This window comes from Leeia sp., assembly GCF_041909055.1.
GTDB classification, from domain to species: Bacteria; Pseudomonadota; Gammaproteobacteria; order Burkholderiales; family Leeiaceae; genus Leeia; species Leeia aquatica.
The window spans coordinates 138,071-162,622 of record NZ_JAYREC010000003.1 but is presented as its reverse complement, the minus strand read 5'-3'; the positions used below and the strand labels follow the sequence as shown (position 1 = coordinate 162,622).

Sequence of the window (24,552 nt, the reverse complement as noted above, 5' to 3'; positions counted from 1 at the left end):
TTATTGGGCGGGTGGATGTACACAGAGGGGCTGGTGTTTCCACCAGCCCCTCTGTGTGGACTGCCCACTTACGGTGAGCAGTCGGGTCGATCCGGTAACAGGATCAGCAGATTACATCATGCCGTCCATGCCACCCATGCCGCCCATGCCACCCGGCATGCCGCCAGCCGGCTTGTCTTCCGGCAGCTCAGCTACCATGGCGTCGGTGGTCAGCATCAGACCAGCCACAGAAGCAGCGAACTGCAGTGCGGAGCGGGTGACCTTGGTCGGATCCAGCACGCCCATTTCCACCATGTCGCCGTATTCGCTGGAACCGGCGTTGTAACCGAAGTTACCCTTGCCTTCCAGCACCTTGGCGATCACCACGCTCGGCTCGTCGCCGGCGTTGGAAACGATCTGGCGCAGCGGGGCTTCGATCGCCTTCAGCACGATCTTCACACCGGCTTCCTGGTCACCGTTGATGGTTTCCACTTTGCCCAGGTTGGCGCGGGCACGCAGCAGGGCCACACCACCGCCCGGCACGATGCCTTCTTCCACTGCAGCGCGGGTGGCGTGCAGCGCGTCTTCCACGCGAGCCTTCTTTTCCTTCATTTCGACTTCGGTGGCTGCGCCAACCTTGATCACGGCCACGCCACCGGCCAGCTTGGCCTTGCGTTCCTGCAGCTTTTCGCGGTCGTAGTCGCTGGTGGCTTCTTCGATCTGGCGATCGATTTGACCCACGCGAGCCTGAATGGCATCAGCCTGGCCAATACCGTCGATCACGGTAGTCAGTTCCTTGCCCACTTCCACGCGCTTGGCTTGACCCAGCTCAGCCAGGGTTGCCTTTTCCAGCGACAGGCCCACTTCTTCAGCGATCACGGTGCCACCGGTCAGGATGGCGATGTCTTCCAGCATGGCCTTGCGGCGGTCGCCGAAGCCTGGGGCCTTGACAGCCACCACCTTCAGGATGCCGCGCATGGTGTTCACCACCAGCGTGGCCAAGGCTTCACCTTCCACGTCTTCAGCGATGATCAGCAGCGGACGGCCGGACTTGGCCACTTGCTCCAGCAGCGGCAGCAGGTCACGGATGTTGCTGATCTTCTTGTCGAACAGCAGGATGAACGGGTTGTCCAGCGCTGCGATCTGCTTTTCCGGGTTGTTGATGAAGTACGGGGACAGGTAGCCGCGGTCGAACTGCATGCCTTCCACCACGTCCAGCTCGTTGTCCAGGCTCTTGCCGTCTTCAACGGTGATCACGCCTTCCTTGCCCACTTTGTCCATCGCGTCGGCGATGATCTTGCCGATCGATTCGTCGCTGTTGGCGGAAATGGAACCCACCTGGGCGATTTCCTTGGAGGTGGTGGTCGGCTTGCTGATGCCTTTCAGTTGTTCAACCAGGGCAGCCACAGCCTTGTCGATACCGCGCTTCAGGTCCATCGGGTTCATGCCGGCGGCCACGTACTTCATGCCTTCCTGCACGATGGCTTGTGCCAGCACGGTAGCGGTGGTGGTACCGTCACCGGCCACGTCGGAGGTCTTGGAAGCCACTTCCTTGACCATTTGGGCGCCCATGTTTTCGAACTTGTCCTTCAGTTCGATTTCCTTGGCCACCGACACACCGTCCTTGGTGATGGTCGGGGCGCCGAAGGAGCGGTCCAGCACCACATTGCGGCCCTTCGGACCCAGGGTCACCTTGACGGCGTCGGCCAGAACGTTGACACCCACCACCATCTTGGCACGGGCTTCGTCGTGGAACTTAACTTGTTTTGCAGCCATGTTCGTTTCTCTCCGGATTGGAATGAGTTATGAGACGTTGCGGTTGCGGGAGGCTTAGCCTTCCACCACGCCCATCACGTCTTCTTCGCGCATCACCAGCAGTTCTTCGCCGTCCACTTTCACGGACTGGCCGCTGTACTTGCCAAAGATCACCTTATCGCCCACCTTCAGGCTCATCGGACGCACGGAACCGTTGTCCTGGATCTTGCCTGCGCCAACGGCTTCCACCAGACCCATGTCTGGCTTTTCGGCAGCATTGCCCGGCAGAACGATGCCGGAAGCGGTTTTTTCTTCGGCTTCCAGACGCTTGACGATCACACGGTCGTGCAACGGACGAATTTTCATAATCCAACTCTCCTGATTCACAAAAAACGAGACGGTCTACCGCTCGTTACAGAAAGATGCGGGTCCTGAGTGCCTGATACGCAAACACGTTTTGGCACTCCCCCGTGGCGAGTGCTAATGGTATGGGCGGCTTTTACCCTTTTCAAGAGGGCGGCTGTGAGATTTTTATCACAGGCGAGCCGCCACCCCATGCCCCGACATTGGCTGAATCCGCACTGAATGCCACAGGGCATCCCGACAGGGGGGGCAGAGGGGCATGCTACAATCCAGCCCCATGATGAACAGGTGTGCAGGGCAGGGTGTAATGAACAATCAGGCATGGCTGCAGCGCAGCCTGCAGGCGGTGTGGCACCCCTGCACCCAGATGAAGCGGCATGAAACCTTCCCGCTGGTGCCGGTGGCGCGGGCGCAGGGCGCGTGGCTGTATGACTTTGACGGCAAGCGCTATCTGGATGGCGTATCCAGCTGGTGGGTCAACCTGTTCGGGCATGGTCATCCGGCAATCAATGCCGCGCTGAAAGACCAGCTGGACCAGCTGGAGCATGTGATGCTGGCCGGGTTTACCCATGCCCCGGTGATCGAGCTCTCCGAGCGCCTGTCTGCCTTGACCGGTGGCGTATTGGGCCACGCCTTCTATGGCTCGGATGGTGCCTCGGCGACCGAGATGGCGTTGAAGAAGAGCTTTCATTACTGGCGCAATGTCGGTCAGCCGGAGAAAACTCGCTTCCTGCATCTGACGGACAGCTACCATGGTGAAACGCTGGGCGCGCTGGCGGTCACCGACGTGGCGCTGTTTCGCGATACCTATGCCCCGTTGCTGCGTGCCGGTGTCGCCATGCCGTCACCGGACCGGCGGCTGGCCTCGCCGGGAGAAGCTCCGGAGACCGTTGCCGCGCGGGCCATCCGGGCGATGGCGGACTATCTGGCTCTGCACCACAGTCAGGTGGCGGCTGTGATTGTCGAGCCGCTGGTGCAGGGGGCGGCCGGCATGGCGATGTATGGGCCGTGGTACTTGCAGCAGTTGCGCCGCTTGTGCGATCAGTATCAGGTCCATCTGATTGCCGATGAAATCGCGGTAGGCTGTGGCCGCACCGGCACCTTCTTCGCGTGTGAGCAGGCGGGCATCTGGCCGGACCTGCTGTTGCTGTCCAAAGGCATTACGGGAGGCTATTTGCCGCTGTCGGTGGTGCTGAGTCGGGACACGATCTATCAGGCGTTTTACCATGATGATGTCAGTCGGGGCTTCCTGCATTCGCACTCCTACACCGGCAATCCGCTGGCGTGCCGGGCCGCGCTGGCGACGCTGTCCCTGTTTGAGCAGCAGGATGTGTTTGCGCAAAATCGCCTGCTGGCGGCCCGCATTAACCATTTGGCGGAGCCCATTCGTGCCTTGCCCTTTGTGCGGCAATTCCGTCAGGCGGGGGAGACGGGGGGCGGCATGATCTGGGCCTTTGAGGTGGAGGACGCGCCGACCGGTTTTGCCCAGCTGCTGTTTGCGGCGGCACTCAAGCGTGAACTTTTGCTGCGCCCGATGGGACCAACGGTTTACTGGATGCCCCCTTATGTGCTGACGGATGAGGAGGCCGAGCACCTGGTGGCGGCGACCCATGATGCACTGCTGGAGGTGATGGGGGCCCCATGCGGCGTGCGCATGAAAACGGTATAATCGCCCAGCGTGCGGACTGTCCGCGCTAACCGGCCAACTGGAGGATCAATGAGCCGAGACCACAAGAATACCCCGCGTGCTCGTCCGTCCGGCAGCAATCGCCAAGGGGGCAGCAGCCTGTTTTCCGGGATTGTCATTGGCTTGTTCCTGGGGATTGGCATTTCCCTGGCCGGGGTTTATCTGGTCAACCGCAAGTTGCTGGGCAGTCAAGGTTCCAGCCTGCAGGTAGGGGCGTCTGCCGTACCGGATGGCTTGCCCAAGCCAGAAGCCAATGGTGTGGCTGTGGCCGACCCGAATGCGCCCAAGCCGGCCAGCAAGCCGGACTTTGAATTCTTTGAAATTTTGCCGGGGACCGAACAAGGTGCCTCCACGCCTGCTGGCAAGCCGGCGGATACTAAACCGGCAGACGCCAAGCCTGCAGACAGCAAGCCCGCTGACAGCAAACCGGCAGATGCGAAACCCGCGGATGCCAAGCCTGCTGAGGCTGGCGATGCCAAACCGGCTGAAGAGAAACCGGCTGACGCCAAGCCCGCGCGCGCCTTGTTGCAAGCGGGCTCGTTCCAGGATGAGTCTGACGCGGAGAGCCTGCGCGCCCGCCTGGCGCTGCTGGGGCTGGATGCCTCGGTCCGCAGCAAGGATATTCCCGGCAAGGGGGTATGGCATCGCGTGATGGTGGGACCGCTGAACAAGCAGGAAGACATTGACCGGGTCAAGGCTACCTTGCAGCAAAACGGGATTACCCCAACGGTCTTGCCGTTGAAGTAAGGGTACCTGGCCGGTGGGACAAGGTCCGGATCGGCTGAGCGAGACGTGAACTGAAACCAAGAGGATGAGCGTGATGAAAGCAGGATGGAAATGGTTGCTGGCTACCGTGGCACTGGCAGGCAGTCTGGTGGCCCAGGCGGCGCAGCCGTGGATCAATATGCCGAACCCGATGCCGGTGCAGGCTCCCAAGGGCAAGGTGGAAGTGATTGAATTCTTCTGGCTGGGTTGCCCGCACTGCTACCATCTGGAGCCAAAACTCAATGCCTGGCTGAAGACGCTGCCGGCCGATGTACAGTTCCGCCGGGTACATGCGGCCTGGAATGCGGGCATGCAGAAGCACGCCCAGCTGTATGCGACCATTGAAGCGCTGAAGATGCCGCAACTGGTTGGCCCTGCGTTTGACGCCATTCACAAGCAAGAGCTTGAGCTGCGTGATGCTGACGTGGTGAAAGACTGGGCCGGTAAGCAAAAGGTAAATGGCAAGCCGCTCAACGCCGCTACCTTCATGGGGGTGTACAACTCCTTCGGCGTTCAGACTTACGCCAACCGTGCACCCAAAGTCACCCAGGACTACGGTATCTCGGGTGTGCCAACCTTTGTGGTGCAAGGCAAGTTCATGACCTCGGTGACCGATGCCGGCGGTGAAGACCAGCTGTTTGCTGTGTTGAACCAGCTGATTGCGCAGTCACGCAAGGCACCGTGATGTTGAAAGGGAACCGGCATTGCCGGTTCCCTTCGTTTTGCCTGTGTGCAGGTGAATGAGCAGGGCCTTTCGGGTGGGCCCGGCTTAACCCCATACCTGAGGCGCGTGTACCTGTGCGATGCCACCCGCGCTTCCCTATCCCTCGATGTTTCCTGATGCGGCAAGCTCTACCATGACGCGGTTACGCCCCAATTCCTTGGCGTGATACATGGCTTTGTCGGCGCGGGAAAGCAGGCTGTCCAGACTGTCTCCTTGCTGTATCCGGGCAACGCCGAAACTGGCGGTGAGGCGCAAGGCTTTGCCATCCGGTAACGGGCAGGGGTGTTGGTGCAGGTGTTGCCGCAGCCGCTCGGCCAGTTGCTGAGCCTGCTCGACGTCGGTGTGCTCCAGCAGCAGGACGAACTCTTCGCCACCCAGTCGGGCCAGCAAGTCAGGCATGCGCAAGCCCTCTCGCAGCAGACCGGCTGCATGCTGCAGGGCCAGATCCCCCGCGGCATGGCCATGGCGGTCGTTGATCCGTTTGAAATGATCCAGATCGAGCATGAGCACGCAGAGTGGATGGCCCTGACGCTGCGCCTGCTGCAGGCGCAGGGCACCTTGCTCAAAGAAGTGGCGGCGGGTCAGCAGGCCGGTCAGCGCATCCGTAGTGGCTTGCTGGCGAAGCTCCTCTTCCAGTCTGCGCTGCTCGCTGACATCCAGGTACACATGCACATGACGGTCGCCAATGGCACGATAGTGAAACTGGATGTCCCGATACTCGCCATTCTTGCAACGTACCCGCCATTCCTGCGGCGCCATGTCGATATTGTACAGGCGCGCTTCCGCGATGGCGGTTTCCCAGGCGGCACGCGCGGTATTGCGGTACGCTACGTCCGGATAGCAATGTTGCCACCACTCATCCAGTGTGGGCAGATCGGCATCGGTATAGCCGAACAGCTCCACAAACTTGCGGTTGAGCAGCAGGGTCTGAAAGTTTTCCCGATCCACCTCCAGCCCCACCGGGAGCCAGTTGAGGATTTCCAGCCAATGCGCATCGGCCAAGTCGGTCGGTGGGGACTGCAAATCGCTGATATCACTGAGCAAGGCGAGGCCGCAGCCACCGGCTTGCGGGCTGAGGCTGAGCTGCAGCCAGCGCTGGCGGGCGGTGAAAAAGCGCAAGGCATCCAGTGCGACACCCTGGCTCAGGGCCTGCGACAGGATCACCAGATGGCGGGGGCTCAATTGCTGGGAGAGGGGTTCTGCGGTAGCAAATTCGGGCAGCAGCTGTTGCGCCGCTTTATTCAGTTGAGTGCATCGCAACTCACCCAGCGTATTGACACACAGCCAGAGCGCCGGGGTCGGTAAAGGGGCTACTGCGCGCCACAGCGGTGATGGCATCGACAGTTCCCCTCCTTGAATAGCGGCAGCGGGTCAGCGATTGGCCCAGACCCATTTCTGCCAGGTTTCAAACAGGCCAGGATCCAGTGCAGCAACCGCAGAACGGGTCCAGACCACATCTTGCCAGAACTGTGGTGATTGCAGGGTAGACATGCAGCCGCCTGCTTCTTGCAGGATCAATGCGCCTGCCGCGTAGTCCCACAGCTTCTGACCGCCATGTAAATATAGATCAAAGCGGCCTGCTGCGACATAACACCAGTCCAGGGTAGAGGCCCCCAGATTGCGCTGGCTGCCATAGGGGGCCACGCTCATCAGGCGGGCTGGCAGCTTGCCGGAGAGCCACTTGATCTCTACACCTGCGATGGCATCACACATGCGCGGTACATGGCGCTTCAGCGGCAGCGGCTGGCCGTTGAGCCAGGCCCCTTTGCCGGCCACCGCGCTGAATAGTTCATTGCTGACCGGATTGTAAATCACCCCCAGCACGCTGCGACCATGCTGCATCAAGGCGACCGAGGTGGCGAAGTAGGGCAGGCCGTGGATGAAGTTGGTGGTACCGTCGATCGGGTCCAGACACCACAGGCCAGAGTCGCCGGCCTGCCACAAGCGTTGCTGCTCTTCCTTGCTCATCTCCTCGCCCATCACCGGGAAGTGGATGATGCGGGTCAGCCCTTCAATCAGCGCAGACTGGGTCGCCAGATCAGCTTCTGTGAGCAAGCTGCCATCGACCTTGCGGGCATATTGCCCGCTGAGGAAGCGCGGCATGATCTCACGGTGCGCAACGGTGCGAACCAGGTCACACACCGCAGGAAGATAGCGTTCCGGGTCAAGCATGGCTGGCTTTCTGCGCGGTAACGGCCAAGGGGTGGAAGGACGGCGGCGGGAGGGTGGACAACAGCATGGTTCAGGCCAGACTCAGTATTGGCTTATACTGCCAGTCTTCCTGTCTTTACGCAATTTCAGCGATGCCTCGATTCTATTGCCCTCAACCGCTGCAGCCGGGTCAGCTGCTGCGTTTGCCGGAGACGGTGCACCGGCATGTTCAGGTGCTGCGCCTGCAGCCCCAGGACAGTTTGACCTTGTTCAACGGTGAGGGTGGCGAGTACCACGCTACCTTGACGCAGATGACGAACAAGTGGAGCGAGGTGCTGCTGGGCGCGCATGACCCGGTGGAACGGGAGTCGCCGCTGCAGCTGAAGCTGGTGCAAGGGGTGTCCAGTGGGGACCGCATGGATTACACCCTGCAGAAGGCGGTTGAGCTGGGGGTGGCGGAGATTCAGCCGGTGCTGACCCGTCGCGGCATCGTCAAACTGCCGCCCGAGCGCTGGGCGAAAAAGCAGGCGCATTGGCAGGGGGTGGTGGAGGCGGCCTGCGAGCAATGCGGGCGCAATCAAGTGCCGGTGGTGCATGAGGCGCAAGCCTTGTCCGCTTGGTTGGCTCAGCAGCATCAGGCGGGGCAGCGTGGGCTGGTGCTGCTGCCGGGTTCGACGCAGCGCCTGCGAGAGCAGACCGCGCCAACCGGCCAGTGGTTGCTGGCCGGGCCGGAAGGGGGGCTGAGTGAGGAAGAGGTGGCCCTCGCGTTACAATACGGCTGGCAAGCGCTGACCCTGGGGCCTCGGGTACTGCGTACGGAAACCGCAGCGCTGGCGGCGCTGGCGGCTATTTCTGCCCTGTGGGGCGATTTCTGAACAAGGAGTGGGAAGAGTCCATGAGCCGCATGCTGCCACATACCCCGATGGTGACTTGGTTTCGTGAAGCGGCACCCTATATCCGTGCCTTCCGAGGCCGAACCTTTGTAGTCGCCATTGGGGGGGATGTGGTGGCGGGCGGTCAGCTGGCTTCGCTGACCCATGATTTCAACCTGCTGGTCAGCCTGGGGGTGCGGCTGGTGCTGGTGCATGGTGTCCGCCCCCAAGTTAACCAGCGGGTGCAGGCCAAAGGCCTGCCTCTGAACTACCATCGCGGGGTGCGCATAACCGATGCCGACGTGCTGGAGTGCGTGAAAGAGGCGGTGGGCGTGGTGCGTGCCGATATTGAAGCCACCCTGTCCATGGGACTCCCCTCTACTCCTATGTCGAATGCCGGTATCAGGGTGGCGGGTGGCAACTTCCTGATTGCGCAGCCGCTGGGGGTGCGCGATGGGGTGGACATGATGTACAGCGGCGAGGTGCGCCGAGTGCATGTTGAAACCATCCAGCAGCGGCTGGGTGAAGGCGAGATTGTGGTCATTTCGCCGCTGGGTTATTCGCCTACCGGAGAGGCGTTCAACCTGACGGTGGAGGATACGGCCACCGCTGTGGCGACTGAACTGAACGCGGACAAGCTGATTTTCTTCATGGACGATCCTGGGCTGACCGACGCCCATGGTAGCGTGCGCCTGGAAGTCACCACCCGTGAAGCCCGCGAGGTGCTGAAGAAGCGCTCGGAACAGTACGATGACATCGGCTGTTATCTGCCTGCGGCCATTCGCGCCTGTGAGCTGGGAATTGAACGGGTGCATCTGCTGTCCCGCTTTGAAGATGGTGCCTTGTTGCTGGAACTGTTTACCCATGAAGGGGTCGGAACCCTGATTACCCGGCAGCGGCTGGAACGGCTGCGCCATGCCACCATTGATGACGTCGGCAGCATCCTGCAACTGATCGAGCCGCTGGAGTCGGAAGGCGTGCTAGTCAAGCGCGGGCGCGAATTGCTGGAAATGGAGATCGAACGCTTTGCCGTGCTGGAGCACGATAACCGGACCGTCGGCTGTGTGGCTTTGTACCCCTATGCCGAGTCCGGCATGGGCGAGCTGGCCTGTCTGGTGGTGGACCCGCAGTTTCGGGCGGCGGGCTATGGTGACTTGCTGTTGCAGGCGGTCGAACAGCGCGCGCTGGAGCTGGGGCTGCAGCAATTGTTTGTGTTGACCACCCGTACCGCACACTGGTTTTGCGAGCGGGGGTTTGCGGCGGCACCGGTATCGGATCTGCCGGCCAAGAAGCAGCAGCTGTACAACTTCCAGCGCCGCTCCAAGGTATTTATCAAGCCGCTCAAGCCCAGTGACCGGCCATTGGTACAGATTGTCAAAAAAATGTAATAAACCAGCAGTAAAGTGAAAGGAAACATCATGAGCAGAATGGTACAGTGCATCAAACTGGGGCGTGAGGCCGAAGGGCTGGACTTCCCCCCGCTGCCGGGAGAGCTGGGCAAGCGGGTGTTCGAGAATGTGTCCAAGGAAGCTTGGCAAGCCTGGGTTCGCCACCAGACCATGCTGATCAATGAAAACCGTCTTAACCTGGCAGACAGCCGGGCCCGGCAGTACCTGACTGCGCAACTGGAAGCCTATTTCTTTGGCGGAGGTGCGGATGCGGTTGCAGGGTATGTGCCGCCCGCCCCGTAAGGGGTCTGTCCGGGTGACCCGACTCACCCCTGACTGACTTCGGTATGACCCTCAAACTACGCCCGGATCACCTGCTCAACCGTGAGCTTTGCCTGATTGAATTCAACCGCCGTGTGTTGGCGCAAGCGGAAGATGACAGTAATCCGCTGCTGGAACGGTTGAAATTCCTGTGTATCGTCAGCAGTAATCTGGACGAATTGTTTGAGGTCCGCATCGCCTCGCTGCAAGAACACCTGCGCAGCCGGGGTGATGCAACCGAGGTGGATGGCTACACGCCCGCCGCCTTGCTGCAAGAGATCAGCGAACGTCTGCACGGTCTGGTGTCGCACCAGTACCGGGTACTGCGCGAAACGGTGTTGCCTGCGCTGGCTGCGGAAGGGGTCTGCTTCCTGCGACGCCCCAGCTGGAACGAGGCACAGCAAGCCTGGGTGCGAGACTACTTTTTCCGTGAAGTGATGCCGGTGCTGACCCCGATCGGGCTGGACCCGGCGCATCCCTTCCCGCGGGTACTCAACAAGAGCCTGAACTTTGCCGTCGAGCTGGATGGGCGTGATGCGTTCGGGCGCAATTCCGGGGTCGCCATTGTGCAGGCTCCACGTATTCTGCCGCGAGTGATCCCCTTGCCGCCAGAGATCTCTGGTGTCTCGCATGGCTTCGTGTTCCTGTCCTCCATTCTGCATGCGCATGTGGGCGAGTTGTTCTCTGGCATGGACGTGCTGGGCTGCTACCAGTTCCGGGTGACCCGTAACGCCGACCTCTCGGTGGACGAGGGCGACATGACCGATCTGCGCGAGGCGTTGCAGGATGAGCTGAGCCACCGTCAGTTTGGCGAGGCGGTTCGTCTGGAGGTGGCGGACAATTGCCCACAGCACATGGTGGAGTTCCTGCTGTCGCAGTTCAAGCTGGAAGAAGGGGGCCTGTTCAAGGTGGATGGCCCTGTGAATCTGGTGCGGTTGATGCAGGTGCCGGATCTGGTGAACCGGGCCGACTTGAAATACCCGCCCTTCCGCCCGGCCCTGCCTTCGGTGCTGCAAAAGCATCACGACATGTTTGAAGTCATGCAGCGTGGCGATGTGCTGCTGCATCACCCATTCCAGTCCTTTGGCCCGGTGGTCGAGTTGTTGCGTCAGGCCGCGCACGATGAGCGGGTGGTGGCCATCAAGATGACGGTATACCGCACCGGCAATGACTCGGCGTTGATGGACGCGCTGATCCAGGCTGCACAGCGTGGCAAGGAAGTCACCGTGGTGCTGGAACTGATGGCCCGCTTTGATGAAGAGGCCAATATTGGCTGGGCCGATCGGCTGGAAGAGGTGGGCGCCCACGTGGTGTATGGGGTGGTGGGTTACAAGACCCATGCCAAGATGCTGATGGTGGTGCGGCGTGAGGCGAAAGGGCTGCGCCGATACGTGCATCTGGGGACGGGTAACTATCACCCGCGTACCACCAAGTTCTATACCGACTTTGGCCTGATGACCTGCAATGAGCAGATTGGTGAAGACGTCAGCGACATCTTCACCCAGCTCACCGGGCTGGGCAAGGCCGGGCAACTGCACGCCTTGTGGCAGGCCCCCTTCACCCTGCACAGCGAAATCCTGCGGGCCATTGAAGCCGAGGTCCGCCACGCCAAGGCGGGCCGCAAGGCACGGGTCATCGCCAAGATGAATGCGCTGGTCGAACCGCAGGTGATCCGGGCGCTATACGCGGCGTCGCAAGCGGGGGTTCAGGTGGACCTGATCATCCGCGGCGTGTGTGCGTTACGCCCGGGCGTGCCGGGTTTGTCGGAGAATATCCGGGTGCGCTCGGTGGTGGGGCGCTTCCTGGAGCACACCCGGGTGTTTTACTTCCATGCCGACAAGGAAGAGAAGGTGTACCTGTCTTCCGCAGACTGGATGCACCGCAATCTGTTCCGGCGCATCGAGGTGGCGTTCCCTGTGCTGGAACCCAAGCTCAAGCGCCGGGTGATCCGCGAAGGCTTGCTGCCGTATCTGAGCGATAACCGGCAAGCTTGGGAAATGCTGCCAGACGGCAGTTATCGACAAAAAACGTCACGCCGGGGTGTGGCGCGTGTTGCCCAGCAGCACCTGCTGCTGGAACTGGGTGAGTCCGGCGCAGCTTAAGGGCTTGTTGCGGAGGGGGTTTCAGGCTGCATTCGGGTCTCCGGTGTACGATGGGGCAGGCTGGCATCATTTATGCTGGTTGATTGAAGATGTTCTGCCAGGACCTCATCCAGACTTGTGGTAGCGGGTTGGGCTTGCGGGTCTGATGCAGTCATCCTATAACCCAATCAAGCGGCATGCCGTTGTCAAGATCGGCATGCCAGCTGGACAACCCGACGGTCTTGAAACACGCCCATGAATGCGACGCTAGAATCCTTGTATGTACCTGAGCCGGTGGCCTCGCAGTTGTCATCGCACTTGGCAGATGCCAAGTCGTTGCACGACTGGTTGATCGGCCTGCCGCAGGTGCAGCCGCTGGATCTGGGGCGTACCCTGTTTGACGCCTTGTTCACCCTCAACCGCAGCAAGCTGGACCGGGATTTTCGCCTGCAGGCGCTGGAGCAGTTCCAGACCAAGATCGACATTCACCTGCCCGCATTGGAGCGTTTGTACCACGGTGTGGCCGTGCCGCAGCGCGAGCGGGCGGAGCAGGCCTGGCATCTGGCGCGCGACCTGTTGCTGGAGTTGATTTGCGCCTGCAAGCTGGTATTGCGTGAAGAGAGCAGCCGCCGCTTTGTGTTCGGGCAGCGCAATGCCGCGGGCTTGTTGCTGCGCCTGCTGCAGCTGAGCCAGCGGGTCTTGATGCTGTGCTATGGCAATTATTACCCGGTTCCGGAGCGGGTCTGGCTGGAAGTGCACCTGCTGTTCCGCCATGCCTGGGAGCAGAAAATGCTGGACGAGGTCCCGGAGGGGGCCAATGTCAGCATTCAGCAGCTGTACAAGCAGATCCTGCTGCTGGGACTGTCAGATCCGCACAGCCTGTTGCCGGGCGAGATCCAGAAGGTGCAGGAGTGGCTGCACAAGCTGGCTAATTACGCCACCCTGCAGGCGGTCTCCCAGCTGGCAGACCCCGCCGGGTTCTTCCTGATTCAGCTCGACCGTGATGTGCCGCCCCAGTTTATGGGGCACCGCCCGATGCAGCTGGACGGGCGGCATGCCATTCTGCTCAATACCTTTGAGGTGGTGCGCCGGTTGCACAAGGAGCTGGTCCCGCTGGAAAAGGTTGCAGCCTCTTCCAGCCATTTTCAGAAAGCCACCCACCATATTGACCTGCTGCGCCGCCTGATCCGCGCTTGGGGGATTACCCCGCAGCGCTTGTTCAACCGCATGCGCAACAACGCCAGTGTATTGCTGGTCTGTGGCTTGTGGTCTGCACATCAGCAGCTGCAGCGCGAGCGCCTGCAGGCTGAAGATGTCGGGGCACTGGAGCTGGAGCCTGCGGCTGTTGCCGCCGAGGAGGCTGTCGCCGAGACGGGTGACGAGGTGGTGCGGGTGGTACCGCCGGTGAGCCCGGAGGTGCATCTGTCGCGCTGGCAGGTGATCAATGTCAGCCCCGGGGGCTACGCCTTGCAGCTGGAAACGGCGCAGCCGGAAAGCATCACCGTGGGCAGTGTGGTGCTGATTCGCTCCGAGCATGTCGACCGCTGGAATGTGGCAGTGGTGCGCTGGGTGCGGCAGGGACGCCTGCTGGACATTGGCTTGCAGCTGCTGGCGCCGTATGCGGAGGCCGTGCGGGTGCGCCGCAAGGAAAATGATCAGGTCGAGCACTACGAGCCGGCACTGCTGTTACCTTCGGTGCCGGAAATGAAGCAGCCTGCCAGTCTGATTGCACCTGCCGGGCAGTTTGCGCCGCTGCGGGAATTTGATGTGATGCGGATGACGGACGAGGTCAGCATTCGCGCCATCCGGCGCATGGACCATGGCATGAATGTGGACCAGTTCGAATTCATCACACCGGCCCAGCTGGAAGCCTTGCTGGAGATGCCTGCAGCGCAGGCCAGCAGCTTTTAGCACCATGGCGGCTTGAGCCGCCATGGTCAGCATACATCAACCCTTGCTGATGTCGTACTTGAAGTAGCGATCGCTCAGCTTCTTGAATGCACCGCTGGCCTGCACCTTCTTGATGGCATCATTGAAGCGTGCGGTCAGGTCCTGGTCTTCCTTGCGGAAAGCCATGCCAATGCCTTCACCGATGTACTTGGCGTCGGAAACCGGCGTGCCAATCAGGGCAAACTTGGCACTGTTCTTGGCCAGGAAACCCTGCTGGATTTCCATCTTGTCGGCAAACACCGCATCCAGACGGCCAGAAGTCAGGTCCATATAGGCTTCCGGGGTCTTGGAGTACTGGCGAACGTTCACGCCCTGGCTTTGCCAGCTTGCCAGAGCATAGTCGGCAGATACCGAACCGCGCTGCACGCCAATGGTCTTGCCTTTCAGCGCCGCTGCGGTGGGCAGCAATGGGCTGCCTTGCTTGGCAACCAGCTGCGACGGGGTGATGTAGTAGCGGTCGGAAAAGTTCACCTTCTGCTTGCGCTCGGCGTTGATCGACATGGAAGACATGATTACGTCGAACTTCTTGGCCAGCAGGCCGGGGATCAGGCCATCAAACTCACTGCTGACCAGCGTGCACTTCAGCTTCATTTCTGCGCAGTACAGCGCCAGCAGTTCCGGCTCGAAACCTTCGATCTTGCCGCTGGGGCTCAGCTTGGAAAACGGCGGATAGGATGGTTCCATGCCAATGCGGACTTCGGTCCAGTCTTTGGCCAGAACACTGCCGCTGACCAGCAGACCGGCCAGCAGGGCGGGGAGCAACTTCTTCATGGGATACACCTGTCAAACACGGCGGCATGCGGGATCGCCACATGCGCTTTGATCAATGGGACACGGCAGCTTGCATGGCAAGCGGTCGTGTTTACGCTGCACTGCAGCGAAAGCGCATTGTGCCACAATGCGGGGCAGGCGACCTAGGGCGCTTCCCGACGGAACAGCCAGCGATCCTCGCTCGACGCCTCGGGGGCAAAGCGATAACCCGCTTCATCAAAGCCTTGCAGCGCTTCGGCGTGCTGCAGGCGGTGGCGGATGGCAAAACGGGCCATCATGCCGCGTGCGCGCTTGGCGTGAAAGCTGATGATCTTGTACACCCCGTTCTTGCGGTCCTGGAACACCGGCTGGATCACCGGCGTGCGCAGGGCAGCGACGGGGACGGCCTTGAAATACTCATCCGAGGCCAGGTTGATGATCGGACCCGGTGCCTCTGCTTGTGCCAGCTGGTCCAGCGCCTGGGCGAGCTGTTGGCCCCAGAACGCATACAGGTCGCGCCCGGCTGAGGTGTCCAGTCGGGTCCCCATTTCCAGCCGATAGGGCTGGATCAGGTCCAGCGGGCGCAGCAGGCCGTACAGGCCGGAGAGAATGCGCAGGTGCTGCTGCGCATAGTCCAGGTCAGCATCGTCAAACTGGCGGGCTTGTAGCCCCTCATACACATCACCCATGAAGGCCAGCACCGCCGGGCGGGCATTGTCTGGCGTAAACGGGGTGTGCCAGTCGGCGTAACGCCCCACATTCAGTTGCGCCAGCTTGTCCGACAGTGACATCAATTCGGCCAGTGCGGCCGGGCTGAAGTGGCGCAAACGCTCGATCAGCTGCTGTGACTGGGGCAGGTAATCGGGCTGGCTAAAGCGGCGGGTGGTGAGCGGAGAATCGTAGTCCAGCGTCTTGGCGGGCGACAGCAGTAACAGCATGGGGTAACCTGCAGAAATTCAAGGCAGCAGTTTAGCAAGGAGCGGTCAGGATGGGCAGGGTCTGGTGGCTGGTATTACTGCTGTGGCATGGCGGCGCGGGGGCCTGGATGTCCCCCTATGTGCTGCGTGCACCCTTGCAGCCTGATAATGGCAAGGCTTGCGTAGCCACACCAGCGGCTCAGCGTGATGTCATCGGTGTCAGCTTCTATACCGATGCCCAGCACTCCGAAGCGGACCCTGCCTTGGTGGCGGCTAACAAGACGGCGGCCATGCCGCTGGATACCTACCTGCGACAGGTGCAGTCCTGGAGCAACCGTTATGTGCGCCTCGGGGATGCCGCTGCCGCCCGCTGCGCTGGACAATGGCTGCAGGACTGGGCGCAAGGGCAGGCGCTGCTCGGCAAGGTCAACCCACAGGGCGAGTATGAGCGCAAATGGCGTACTGGCGGGCTGGCGCTGGCCTATCTGCAGGTCAAGCCACAACTGCCGCTGGAACAGCGGCAGCAGATTGAGGGCTGGCTGCTGCAACTGGCAACGGCCGTACAGCAGCGCTATGCCGCTCGCAAGCGCGAATCGGACTTCAACAACCACGCCTACTGGGCGGGGTGGAGCGTGATGACCGTGGCAGTCGCCACCGAGCGACAGGCGCTGTTTGACTGGGCCTGTGACCAATACCGGCTGGGATTGGCCGAGCTGCAGGAGGATGGCACCTTGCCGCGTGAAATGGCGAGGGGCAAGAAAGCGCTGGCCTATCACCAGTTTGCGCTGCTGCCGCTGGTGTGGATGGCCGAGCTGGCGTCGCGGCAAGGGGTAAACCTGTATGAGGAGCGGGAGCGTCGCCTGTCGCGGCTGGTATCGCGGGTGCTGGATAGTCTGGCGGACCCCGGCTGGATGGCGCAGCAGGCGGGGCGACCACAAGAGCCTGTCAGCGTCAAAGGACTGAATGCATCCTGGATGTGGCTGTGGCAGCAGCATCATCCGGATGCGCGGTTGCAGCGCTGGCTGCAGGGGCTCACGTCCCTGCAGGCGTGGCAGGTGGGCGGCGATGTGCTGCTGTGGCAAACGGCGGAGTAGCCCGGTTCGTTGAGGAATCTAGTGTGTCCAGGACGGCAATACGGGCGCACCACACAGCAGCAGGCCAAGCTGACTGAGCACGTGCCAAGGGTCGTGCGGGCTGACGCCTTTGCTGGCGCGATCAGCCTCGGCACACAATGACAAGGCGCGGCGCAGGGTGGGGCCATCCAGCCGCCGTGCGGCGGGACCAACCCATTGCTGCTTGTCGCCCCATACCCGGTTCTCCCGCAGCAAGGCCGGTAATGCTTGCCCTTGGGCCAGACCGTGCGCCACCCGGTACAGCAGGTGGGCATCTTCATTGAGTGACCACAGCACCAGCGTGGGGGCCTCGCCCTCGGCCTTCAGACCATCCAGCATGCGCAGAAAACGGGCCGTATCTCCTTGCAGCACGGCTTCGGAGAGCTGAAACACATCAAAGCGGGCCACATTCAGTACCGCCTCCCGCACCTGCGCTTCGCTCAGTGCGCCTTCGGGGTAGAGCAGGGCCAACTTCTGCACTTCCTGATGCGCAGCCAGCAAATTGCCCTCCACCCGTTCTGCCAGAAAGGTCAGCCCTGCAGGGTCCAGCTGCTGCTTTTGCTTTTGCAGCCTGCCATTCAGCCAGGCGGGCAGCGCCTGACGCTCCACCGGCGGGGTGGCGATGGTGACGCCGGCCTGTTGCAAGGCCTGAAACCATTTGCTGGATTGGGTGGCTTTGTCCAGACGAGGCAAGGTGATCAGCAGCAGGTTGTCGGGGTTGAGTGACTGGCTCAGCTGCTGCAAGGCTTCACTGCCCTGGGTGCCTGGTTTGCCGGAAGGAATGGCGAGTTCAATGAACTTGCGGTCGGCAAACAGCGACATCGCATCATTGGCAAACAACAAGGTAGACCACTGAAAGCCACTTTCCACCACGTGGCTTTCCCGCGCCAGGAACCCGGCGCGCTGCGCGACTTCACGCAGCGCGTCACGCGCCTCGATCTGCAACAGGGCTTCATCGCCATGCAACACATACAAGGGGGCCAACGGCCCCTGCAGATGGCGCGACAACTGCTCGAGCTTCAACTCCACGGCGGCAACAATCCCACTCAGTGAGCAGCTGGCGTGCTGCCAACTGGCGCGTGGGCCAGACGGCGCAGCATCTGCTGCAGTGCGTCCTGCCGCATGTCCAGATACAGGCGGTTCTCTTCCTGCTCCTTGGCCAGCAAGGCATCGTCGCTATAGCTCATGCGGCGCACCAGCGAGATCTGGTTCTGCAGCAAGGTCTCACCCGCGGCGCTGCGCAGGCGGAAGGAGAAGGTGTATTGCAGCTCGTATTCCTTCACCTTGCCGTCGATGTTGACCGAGCGCAGGTTGCGGTTGCGTGACTCCTGCAGGCTGTCCAGCACGGGCGCATCGCTGCTGCTCTGCGCCAAGACCTCCACCCCGCCGCGCTCACTCAGGGTACGCTGCGCGTCGAGGTCCAGTTGAAACACGCCGGACTTGGCCAGGAACACCTGCTTGAACGGTAGCTCCACCGGTTGGGCACCACGCAAGTGGAAGCCACAACCGGCCAGCAAGCTGAGCAGACCGAGCAAGCACAGACGAGAGAGTAAGGTACGCATCAGCCGACCACCAGATTGACCAGACGCCCCGGCACCACCACCACCTTCTTGATGGTCTGGCCTTCGACGTGCTTCATCACATGCGGGTCGGCCAACGCGGCGGCCTCAATGGCGGCGCGATCTGCCGCCTTCGGCACGCTGATCTGACCCCGCAGCTTGCCATTCACCTGCACCACCAGCTCAATCTGGTCGCTGTCCATCGCCGCGGCTTCCGGTTCGGGCCAACTGGCGTTGACCAGCTCACCGGCAGTGGCCGCGTAGCCCAGCTCGGTCCACAAGGCGTGGGTGAGGTGCGGGCTGACCGGCGACAGCACGCGCAGCAGGATGCTGGCGCCTTCACGCAGTACCGAGGGTGCCACGGCCGCTGCACCTTCCAGCGTGTTCAGCAGCTTCATCGCACCGGATACCACCGTGTTGTACTGGAAGCGCTCGTAATCGTGGTTGATCTGCTTGAGCGTCAGGTGTACCTCACGGCGCAGTGCCTTGCTGGCGGCGTCCAGGCTGGCGGCGTCAACCGTCCCAGCGTCCTTCAGCGCGTCATGCTGCTTGTAGCACCAGGCCCAGACCCGGCGCAGATAGCGATAGGCGCCTTCCACACCGCTGTCCGACCACGCTGCGCTTTGCTCCGGCGGCCCGGCAAACATGGTGAACAGACGCGCGGTATCGGCCCCGAAGCGGCTGATGATGTCTTTCGGTTCCACCACATTGTTCTTGGACTTGGACATCTTCTCGATGCCGCCCATCTGCACCGGCTGACCATCTTCCTTGGCGACAGCGCTGACCGGACGGCCCTTGTCGTCGTGCTGGACCTCGACCTCGCTCGGGTAGAACCAGCGCTTCTTGCCATCAGCCTGTTCGCGGTAGTAGCTGTCGTTGAGCAGCATGCCCTGGGTAAACAGGCGGGTGAACGGCTCGTCGATCTTCACCAGCCCGATGTCGCGCATCGCCTTGGTCCAGAAGCGGGCGTACAGCAGGTGCAGCACGGCGTGTTCAATGCCGCCGATGTACTGGTCCATCGCCATCCAGTAATCGTTGCGTGCGTCCACCATGGTGGTGGCGTCCGGGCAGGCATAGCGCATGAAATACCAGCTGGAATCGACAAAGGTATCCATGGTGTCGGTTTCCCGCTGCGCCGGTTTGCCGCACTGCGGGCAATCGACGTGGAGGAAATCCGCACGGTGTTTCAGCGGGTTGCCCGAGCCATCCGGAATGCAGTCCGTTGGCAGTTTGACCGGCAGCTGATCATACGGCACCGGCACATCGCCACAGCTGGCGCAGTGGATGATGGGAATCGGCGTGCCCCAGTAGCGCTGGCGCGAGATGCCCCAGTCGCGCAGGCGGTAGGTGGTTTTCTTTTCGCCGTTGTTTTGCGCAGCCAGATCGGCCACTACGGCGTCGACAGCGGCTTCGTAGTCCAGGCCGTCATACTTGCCGGAGTGGACGCAGTGCGTCAGCTGCTTGTCGCCATACCAGCCCTGCCACTCCTTGGCATCAAACGGTTGGGTATCGACATGGGTCGTGGCAATCACTTGCTTGATCGGCAAACCATACTTATTGGCAAAGGCAAAATCACGCTCGTCGTGCGCCGGCACGCCCATTACCGCGCCGTCGCCATAACTCATCAGCACATAGTTACCGATCCACAGCGGTACTGCTTCGCCGGTCAACGGGTGGGTCACGGTCAAGCCGGTGTCCATGCCCTTCTTGTCCTGGGTGGCCAGCTCGGCTTCCGTGGTGCCGCCCTTCTTGCATTCCTCGATGAAGGCCGCCAGTGCGGGCTTCAGCTCTGCCGCACGGGTGGCCAGCGGATGCTCAGCTGCCACCGCGCAGAAGGTGACCCCCATGATGGTGTCTGCACGGGTGGTGAAGACAAACAGTTTGCCATCCTGAATCAGCGCGCCGGAGGCATCACGCACGTCGTGCTTGAAGGCAAAGCGTACGCCGGTCGACTTGCCGATCCAGTTGCGCTGCATGGCACGTACCTGGTCCGGCCAACCGTCCAGCTGGTCGATGCTGGAGAGCAGTTCTTCGGCGTAGCGGGTGATGGCAAAGTAATAACCCGGAATTTCACGCTTTTCCACAATGGCACCGGAGCGCCAGCCACGGCCGTCCACCACCTGCTCATTGGCCAGCACGGTCTGGTCCACCGGATCCCAGTTCACCACCTGGGTTTTCTTGTAGACGATGCCTTGCTCCAGCATCTTCAGGAAGAACCACTGGTTCCACTTGTAGTAGTCCGGGTCGCAGGTGGCGACTTCGCGGGACCAGTCAAAGCCCAGCCCCAGCGGCTGCATCTGCGACTTCATGTCTTCGATGTTGGCGTAGGTCCACTCCGCCGGTGAGCGCTGATAGGCAATGGCTGCGTTCTCGGCAGGCAGGCCGAAGGCGTCCCAGCCCATCGGCATCAGCACGTTGAAGCCCTTCATGCGCAGGTGGCGGGCCAGCATGTCGTTGATGGTGTAGTTGCGTACATGGCCCATGTGCAGCTTGCCGGACGGGTAGGGCAGCATGGAGCAGGCGTAGTACTTCGGGCGGTTCGGGTCTTCCACCACCTTGAAGGTCTGTGCGGCTTGCCAGTGGGCCTGAGCGGCCGGTTCAATCTCCGCCGGGCGGTATTGCTCTTGCATGGTGCGGTCTGTCCTTGCGTGCTGGGGGTCGCATCCGCGCGCATGCTTTCAGCATGGTTGGACTGGCGGTTTTGGCGCGACACCGTCATGATGTAAAGTGTTGATTATACCCACAGCGCTGCCAACTCTGGCAGTCTGCTAACGCGAATGACAGGAGACCTGCATGAATGCCTTGCAACGATTGGGTTTGCTCGCCGCTTTAGCCATGCCCATGGCCGTTTTCGCTGTGCCTGCCGTGCAGGTGGCCAGGCTGCAGATGCCCGCCTGGGTGCAGCATGCCAATGGCAGCCGTCAGGCGCTGACCCCGGCAACGGTACTGAAAGCGGGCGACCTGCTGCAGACCGGTACCGGCGGACGAGTGGAATTGCTGCTGAGTGAGGGCAGTACCGTCAAACTGGGCGAGCAGGCCCAGTTCAAGGTGAGCAGTGTGGTGCCTGCCGAGGAAAACCAGGGCCTGTTTGCCGCTTCGCTGGATGTGCTCAAGGGGGCGTTCCGTTTTACCACCAGCAGCTCGCAGAAGCTGGCGCGGCGTGATGTCAGCATCCGGGTGGCCACGGTGACGGCGGGCATTCGCGGCACCGACTTGTGGGGCAAATCCGATGAAGGGCGCGATCTGGTGTGTCTGATTGAAGGCAAGATCGGGGTTAGCCACGCAGGCGGCGCGTCTGCCACGCTGGACCAGCCCTTGCAGTTCTATGTGGCCAACCGGGGCAGCCAGCCCGAGCCGGTGAGTTATGTTGACCGTAACAAGCTGGAAACCGATTGGGCACCGCAAACCGAAACCCAGTCTGGCCGGGGCGTAGCTGTGGTGCGGGGTGACTGGTCGCTGTATCTGGCAGCCTATCCGAAAAAGGCCGTCGCGCAGGCGTTGGTGAGTACGCTGGATGAGGCGGGTATTCCGGCTGTAGTGCAGCAGCGCAAGTTCAAGGGCCGCGCGGTGTATCTGGTCAGCGTGCCGGACTTTGACAGCGAAAGTGATGCCAACGCTGCGGCCTCGCTGGTGCTGGGCGTGGTGCCAGAGTTGCAGCCCAAGGCCGGGCTGCGCTGAGAGCCGGTTCATCGTCTGCTGCGCGGCGCCGATATGGCGTTGAAAATGGCTTCGGAATGCTCATTTACCCCGAGTAAACTCCGCTTCCTTAGCCGTTTTCGCCTTGCCTCGGCCCCGCTGGCAAGACCATAAACCTGGCTCTGAGCGGCATTATTAAATAGAACGAGCGTTCTTGCCGGGTTTGCCCTTACAATACGCGCATTGTCCTGATCGGGGGTGGTAGCACCCCCTGCTTGTCATGCGTGATGATTTTCTGTCCGGACTGAATCCGGAGCAACTGGCCGCGGTAACCCTGCCGCATGAGTCGGCCCTGATCCTCGCCGGGGCGGGTAGCGGCAAGACCCGGGTGCTGACCACCCGCATTGCCTGGCTGGTGGACAGCGGGCTGGCCAGTCCCTTTGGCCTGATGGCGGTGACCTTTACCAACAAGGCAGCGCGGGAGATGCTGACCCGGCTGACCGCCATGCTGCCCATCAATACCCGGGGCATGTGGGTAGGTACCTTCCATGGGCTGTGCAACCGGCTGTTGCGCGCGCATCATCGTGAGTGTGGTTTGCCTGCGGCGTTTCAGATTCTGGACATGCAGGATCAGCTGGCGCTGATCAAGCGGGTGATGCGTGCCTTGAATGTGGATGAGGAGCGTACGCCACCGCGCCAGGTACAGCAGTTCATCAACAGTCAAAAAGAAAGCGGCATCCGCGCCAGCGCCTGCGAGAGCTATGATCCGCAGACCCGCCGCTATATCGACGTTTATGGCGAGTATGAGCAGCAATGCCAGCGCGAAGGCGTGGTGGATTTTGCAGAGCTGCTGCTGCGGGCGTACGAATTGCTGTCACGCAATGCCATGCTGCGGGAGCACTACCAGCAGCGCTTCCGCCACATTCTGGTCGATGAGTTCCAGGATACCAACCGCCTGCAGTACCAGTGGCTGAAATTGCTGGCCGGGCCGGATACCGCCATGTTTGTGGTGGGCGACGATGACCAGTCCATTTATGCCTTCCGTGGTGCCAATGTCGGCAATATGCGTGATTTCGAGCGTGAATTCCGCATCGGCAAGGTGATCCGGCTCGAGCAAAATTACCGATCCTTCGGCAATATTCTGGACGCTGCCAACGCGCTGATCGAAAACAATGAAGGCCGTCTGGGCAAGCAATTGTGGACGGCTGCCGGACCCGGCGAGCCGGTGCGGGTATTCGAGGCGCTGACGGACCAGGACGAAGCGCACTTCATCGTAGAGGAAGTGCGGCAGCTGCACCGTGAGGGTACGGCGCTGGCCGACATGGCGGTGCTGTATCGCTCCAATGCGCAGTCCCGCCTGCTGGAGCATCAATTGTTTGCGGCCGGGGTGCCGTACCGGGTGTACGGCGGGCTGCGCTTCTTCGAGCGGCAGGAAATCAAGCACGCACTGGCCTACCTGCGGTTGACCGCCAACCGGGATGATGACGGTGCCTGGCTGCGGGTGGTCAATTTCCCGGCGCGAGGCATCGGTGCGCGTACGCTGGAAGCGGTGCAGGTGGCGGCGCGGGAGGGGGGATTGTCCCTGTGGGCCAGTTGCTGCAGTCGTCCGCCGGGTGGCACGGCGGCCAACAAGCTGGCGGTGTTCGTGCGCCTGATTGACGAATTGTCTGCCGAGATTGCCGAGTTGCCGCTGCCAGAAAAGATCGACGCCTTGCTGGACCGCAGCGGCCTGCGCGATTCCTACCGCGCCGAGAAGGATGGTGAAGAGCGGCTGGAGAACCTGGAAGAACTGGTCAACGCGGCGCAGAACTTCCAGTACGAGGTGGAAGGCGGCACGGTTGAGGATTTTCTGGCGCATGCCTCGCTGGAATCCGGTGAATTGCAGGCCGAAGTGGCGCAGGATGCCCTGCAGCTGATGACGGTGCACTCCGCCAAGGGGCTGGAGTTTGACGCGGTCTGGGTCTGCGGTCTGGAAGAGGGGCTGTTTCCGCATGAAAACAGTCTCTCCGCCCACGATGGTATCGGTGAAGAGCGCCGCCTGATGTATGTGGCGATTACCCGTGCCCGCAAACGGCTATACCTGACGCTGGCGACGCAGCGTCAGCTGTACGGCCAGACCCGCTACAATCTGGCAAGCCGCTTCCTGCGCGAGATACCTGAGCCGCTGACGCAGTGGCTGAACCGTCGCCCGCCCAGCAGTGCAAACCATGGAGGCTACGCAGCACCCCGCGTGCAAACCGGCGCTGCCGTGTATGCGGGTACGCAAGACCTGCAAGGCTTTCGCATTGGTCAGAGTGTGAAGCACGGCCGCTTTGGCCAAGGGGTGATCGTGGCAGCTGAAGGCTCGGGTGACGACGCACGGGTTCAGGTCAACTTCCCGGAGGCGGGCGTAAAATGGCTGTTGCTCAGCTATGCTCGGCTGGAAGCCTGCTGAGCGTGTTTTATCAAGGTTAAAATCGTTCAACTCAGTTGGTTAACAAGGCCGGCGGTTTACCTATGCTTTGGCCTTGCAGCCCGCTGGTTAACTCATGCGTTGGGAATT

The 24,552-nt window shown here is 61.6% G+C and carries 20 protein-coding genes; 11 read left to right on the top strand and 9 right to left on the bottom strand.

Annotated elements, in window-relative coordinates; genetic code table 11:
* Positions 1-111: 111 nt before the first annotated feature.
* Both groL and ACE3O2_RS09605 read right to left on the bottom strand, forming a co-directional pair.
* Entirely contained in the window at positions 112-1,755 is a 1,644-nt protein-coding gene (gene groL, locus ACE3O2_RS09610) for a chaperonin GroEL (RefSeq protein WP_168877832.1), read from the bottom strand.
* 54 nt (positions 1,756-1,809) lie between these two features.
* Positions 1,810-2,100 carry a co-chaperone GroES gene (locus ACE3O2_RS09605; RefSeq protein WP_168877831.1) on the bottom strand — a complete coding sequence of 97 codons (291 nt, stop codon included), beginning with the start codon at positions 2,098-2,100 and terminating at the stop codon, positions 1,810-1,812.
* 304 nt (positions 2,101-2,404) lie between these two features.
* On the opposite strand from ACE3O2_RS09605, the gene ACE3O2_RS09600 reads away from it, so the two are divergent.
* The 3 genes from ACE3O2_RS09600 to ACE3O2_RS09590 all read left to right on the top strand — a co-directional run bounded on the left by ACE3O2_RS09600 (position 2,405) and on the right by ACE3O2_RS09590 (position 5,234).
* Complete coding sequence (locus ACE3O2_RS09600; protein ID WP_374336956.1) at positions 2,405-3,766, top strand: adenosylmethionine--8-amino-7-oxononanoate transaminase; 1,362 nt, start codon at positions 2,405-2,407, stop codon at positions 3,764-3,766.
* 48 nt (positions 3,767-3,814) lie between these two features.
* Complete coding sequence (locus ACE3O2_RS09595; RefSeq protein ID WP_374336954.1) at positions 3,815-4,531, top strand: SPOR domain-containing protein; 717 nt, start codon at positions 3,815-3,817, stop codon at positions 4,529-4,531.
* A gap of 73 nt (positions 4,532-4,604) precedes the next feature.
* Positions 4,605-5,234: a thiol:disulfide interchange protein DsbA/DsbL gene (locus ACE3O2_RS09590; RefSeq protein ID WP_374336952.1), complete on the top strand. Its 630-nt coding sequence runs from the start codon at positions 4,605-4,607 to the stop codon at positions 5,232-5,234.
* A gap of 135 nt (positions 5,235-5,369) precedes the next feature.
* On the opposite strand, the gene ACE3O2_RS09585 is transcribed toward ACE3O2_RS09590, so the two are convergent.
* Complete coding sequence (locus tag ACE3O2_RS09585) at positions 5,370-6,611, bottom strand: GGDEF domain-containing protein (RefSeq protein ID WP_374336950.1); 1,242 nt, start codon at positions 6,609-6,611, stop codon at positions 5,370-5,372.
* A 33-nt stretch (positions 6,612-6,644) separates the two neighbouring features.
* Positions 6,645-7,445: an inositol monophosphatase gene (locus tag ACE3O2_RS09580; RefSeq protein ID WP_374336948.1), complete on the bottom strand. Its 801-nt coding sequence runs from the start codon at positions 7,443-7,445 to the stop codon at positions 6,645-6,647.
* 131 nt (positions 7,446-7,576) lie between these two features.
* On the opposite strand from ACE3O2_RS09580, the gene ACE3O2_RS09575 reads away from it, so the two are divergent.
* The 5 genes from ACE3O2_RS09575 (at position 7,577) to ACE3O2_RS09555 (ending at position 13,997) form a co-directional block, all read left to right on the top strand.
* Positions 7,577-8,299: a 16S rRNA (uracil(1498)-N(3))-methyltransferase gene (locus ACE3O2_RS09575; protein WP_374336946.1), complete on the top strand. Its 723-nt coding sequence runs from the start codon at positions 7,577-7,579 to the stop codon at positions 8,297-8,299.
* A 20-nt stretch (positions 8,300-8,319) separates the two neighbouring features.
* Positions 8,320-9,684: an amino-acid N-acetyltransferase gene (gene argA, locus ACE3O2_RS09570; protein WP_374336944.1), complete on the top strand. Its 1,365-nt coding sequence runs from the start codon at positions 8,320-8,322 to the stop codon at positions 9,682-9,684.
* 30 nt (positions 9,685-9,714) lie between these two features.
* Positions 9,715-9,987, top strand: a complete 273-nt coding sequence (locus tag ACE3O2_RS09565) for an oxidative damage protection protein (protein ID WP_168877824.1) — start codon at positions 9,715-9,717, stop codon at positions 9,985-9,987.
* A gap of 44 nt (positions 9,988-10,031) precedes the next feature.
* On the top strand, positions 10,032-12,107 hold the full coding sequence (ppk1, locus tag ACE3O2_RS09560; protein WP_374336941.1) for a polyphosphate kinase 1: 2,076 nt from the start codon (positions 10,032-10,034) through the stop codon (positions 12,105-12,107).
* 234 nt (positions 12,108-12,341) lie between these two features.
* A complete protein-coding gene (locus tag ACE3O2_RS09555) occupies positions 12,342-13,997 on the top strand; it encodes a hypothetical protein (protein WP_374336939.1) in 1,656 nt (551 codons plus the stop codon).
* A 36-nt stretch (positions 13,998-14,033) separates the two neighbouring features.
* Here the strand turns inward: ACE3O2_RS09555 and ACE3O2_RS09550 are convergent, their stop codons facing one another.
* Both ACE3O2_RS09550 and yaaA read right to left on the bottom strand, forming a co-directional pair.
* Positions 14,034-14,807 (bottom strand): transporter substrate-binding domain-containing protein, encoded by a 774-nt coding sequence (locus tag ACE3O2_RS09550; RefSeq protein WP_374336937.1) that lies wholly within the window; start codon positions 14,805-14,807, stop codon positions 14,034-14,036.
* A 143-nt stretch (positions 14,808-14,950) separates the two neighbouring features.
* A complete protein-coding gene (gene yaaA, locus ACE3O2_RS09545; RefSeq protein ID WP_374336935.1) occupies positions 14,951-15,724 on the bottom strand; it encodes a peroxide stress protein YaaA in 774 nt (257 codons plus the stop codon).
* Positions 15,725-15,774: 50 nt separating this feature from the next.
* Here yaaA and ACE3O2_RS09540 point away from each other — a divergent pair, with 50 nt between their 5' ends.
* Positions 15,775-16,797, top strand: a complete 1,023-nt coding sequence (locus ACE3O2_RS09540; protein WP_374336933.1) for an alginate lyase family protein — start codon at positions 15,775-15,777, stop codon at positions 16,795-16,797.
* Between the two features lie 18 nt (positions 16,798-16,815).
* Here the strand turns inward: ACE3O2_RS09540 and holA are convergent, their stop codons facing one another.
* The 3 genes from holA to leuS are packed head-to-tail and all read right to left on the bottom strand — an operon-like array spanning position 16,816 to position 21,004.
* A complete protein-coding gene (gene holA, locus ACE3O2_RS09535) occupies positions 16,816-17,844 on the bottom strand; it encodes a DNA polymerase III subunit delta (RefSeq protein WP_168877818.1) in 1,029 nt (342 codons plus the stop codon).
* Positions 17,845-17,861: 17 nt separating this feature from the next.
* Positions 17,862-18,377, bottom strand: a complete 516-nt coding sequence (gene lptE, locus ACE3O2_RS09530) for an LPS assembly lipoprotein LptE (RefSeq protein WP_374336930.1) — start codon at positions 18,375-18,377, stop codon at positions 17,862-17,864.
* Positions 18,377-21,004 (bottom strand): leucine--tRNA ligase, encoded by a 2,628-nt coding sequence (gene leuS, locus ACE3O2_RS09525; protein ID WP_374336929.1) that lies wholly within the window; start codon positions 21,002-21,004, stop codon positions 18,377-18,379. Before leuS ends, lptE begins: the two co-directional genes overlap by 1 nt.
* 163 nt (positions 21,005-21,167) lie before the next feature.
* On the opposite strand from leuS, the gene ACE3O2_RS09520 reads away from it, so the two are divergent.
* Both ACE3O2_RS09520 and ACE3O2_RS09515 read left to right on the top strand, forming a co-directional pair.
* Positions 21,168-22,052, top strand: a complete 885-nt coding sequence (locus tag ACE3O2_RS09520; RefSeq protein ID WP_374336928.1) for a FecR domain-containing protein — start codon at positions 21,168-21,170, stop codon at positions 22,050-22,052.
* A gap of 238 nt (positions 22,053-22,290) precedes the next feature.
* Entirely contained in the window at positions 22,291-24,444 is a 2,154-nt protein-coding gene (locus ACE3O2_RS09515; RefSeq protein WP_374336925.1) for a UvrD-helicase domain-containing protein, read from the top strand.
* Positions 24,445-24,552 lie beyond the last annotated feature (108 nt).

Excerpts from the sequence above, each read along its gene's own strand:
- groL (WP_168877832.1), bottom strand. The coding sequence starts at position 1,755 with ATGGCTGCAAAACAAGTTAAGTTCCACGACGAAGCCCGTGCCAAGATG.
- ACE3O2_RS09605 (WP_168877831.1), bottom strand. The coding sequence starts at position 2,100 with ATGAAAATTCGTCCGTTGCACGACCGTGTGATCGTCAAGCGTCTGGAA.
- ACE3O2_RS09600 (WP_374336956.1), top strand. The coding sequence starts at position 2,405 with ATGAACAATCAGGCATGGCTGCAGCGCAGCCTGCAGGCGGTGTGGCAC.
- ACE3O2_RS09595 (WP_374336954.1), top strand. The coding sequence starts at position 3,815 with ATGAGCCGAGACCACAAGAATACCCCGCGTGCTCGTCCGTCCGGCAGC.
- ACE3O2_RS09590 (WP_374336952.1), top strand. The coding sequence starts at position 4,605 with ATGAAAGCAGGATGGAAATGGTTGCTGGCTACCGTGGCACTGGCAGGC.
- ACE3O2_RS09585 (WP_374336950.1), bottom strand. The coding sequence starts at position 6,611 with ATGCCATCACCGCTGTGGCGCGCAGTAGCCCCTTTACCGACCCCGGCG.
- ACE3O2_RS09580 (WP_374336948.1), bottom strand. The coding sequence starts at position 7,445 with ATGCTTGACCCGGAACGCTATCTTCCTGCGGTGTGTGACCTGGTTCGC.
- ACE3O2_RS09575 (WP_374336946.1), top strand. The coding sequence starts at position 7,577 with ATGCCTCGATTCTATTGCCCTCAACCGCTGCAGCCGGGTCAGCTGCTG.
- argA (WP_374336944.1), top strand. The coding sequence starts at position 8,320 with ATGAGCCGCATGCTGCCACATACCCCGATGGTGACTTGGTTTCGTGAA.
- ACE3O2_RS09565 (WP_168877824.1), top strand. The coding sequence starts at position 9,715 with ATGAGCAGAATGGTACAGTGCATCAAACTGGGGCGTGAGGCCGAAGGG.
- ppk1 (WP_374336941.1), top strand. The coding sequence starts at position 10,032 with ATGACCCTCAAACTACGCCCGGATCACCTGCTCAACCGTGAGCTTTGC.
- ACE3O2_RS09555 (WP_374336939.1), top strand. The coding sequence starts at position 12,342 with ATGAATGCGACGCTAGAATCCTTGTATGTACCTGAGCCGGTGGCCTCG.
- ACE3O2_RS09550 (WP_374336937.1), bottom strand. The coding sequence starts at position 14,807 with ATGAAGAAGTTGCTCCCCGCCCTGCTGGCCGGTCTGCTGGTCAGCGGC.
- yaaA (WP_374336935.1), bottom strand. The coding sequence starts at position 15,724 with ATGCTGTTACTGCTGTCGCCCGCCAAGACGCTGGACTACGATTCTCCG.
- ACE3O2_RS09540 (WP_374336933.1), top strand. The coding sequence starts at position 15,775 with ATGGGCAGGGTCTGGTGGCTGGTATTACTGCTGTGGCATGGCGGCGCG.
- lptE (WP_374336930.1), bottom strand. The coding sequence starts at position 18,377 with ATGCGTACCTTACTCTCTCGTCTGTGCTTGCTCGGTCTGCTCAGCTTG.
- leuS (WP_374336929.1), bottom strand. The coding sequence starts at position 21,004 with ATGCAAGAGCAATACCGCCCGGCGGAGATTGAACCGGCCGCTCAGGCC.
- ACE3O2_RS09520 (WP_374336928.1), top strand. The coding sequence starts at position 21,168 with ATGAATGCCTTGCAACGATTGGGTTTGCTCGCCGCTTTAGCCATGCCC.
- ACE3O2_RS09515 (WP_374336925.1), top strand. The coding sequence starts at position 22,291 with ATGCGTGATGATTTTCTGTCCGGACTGAATCCGGAGCAACTGGCCGCG.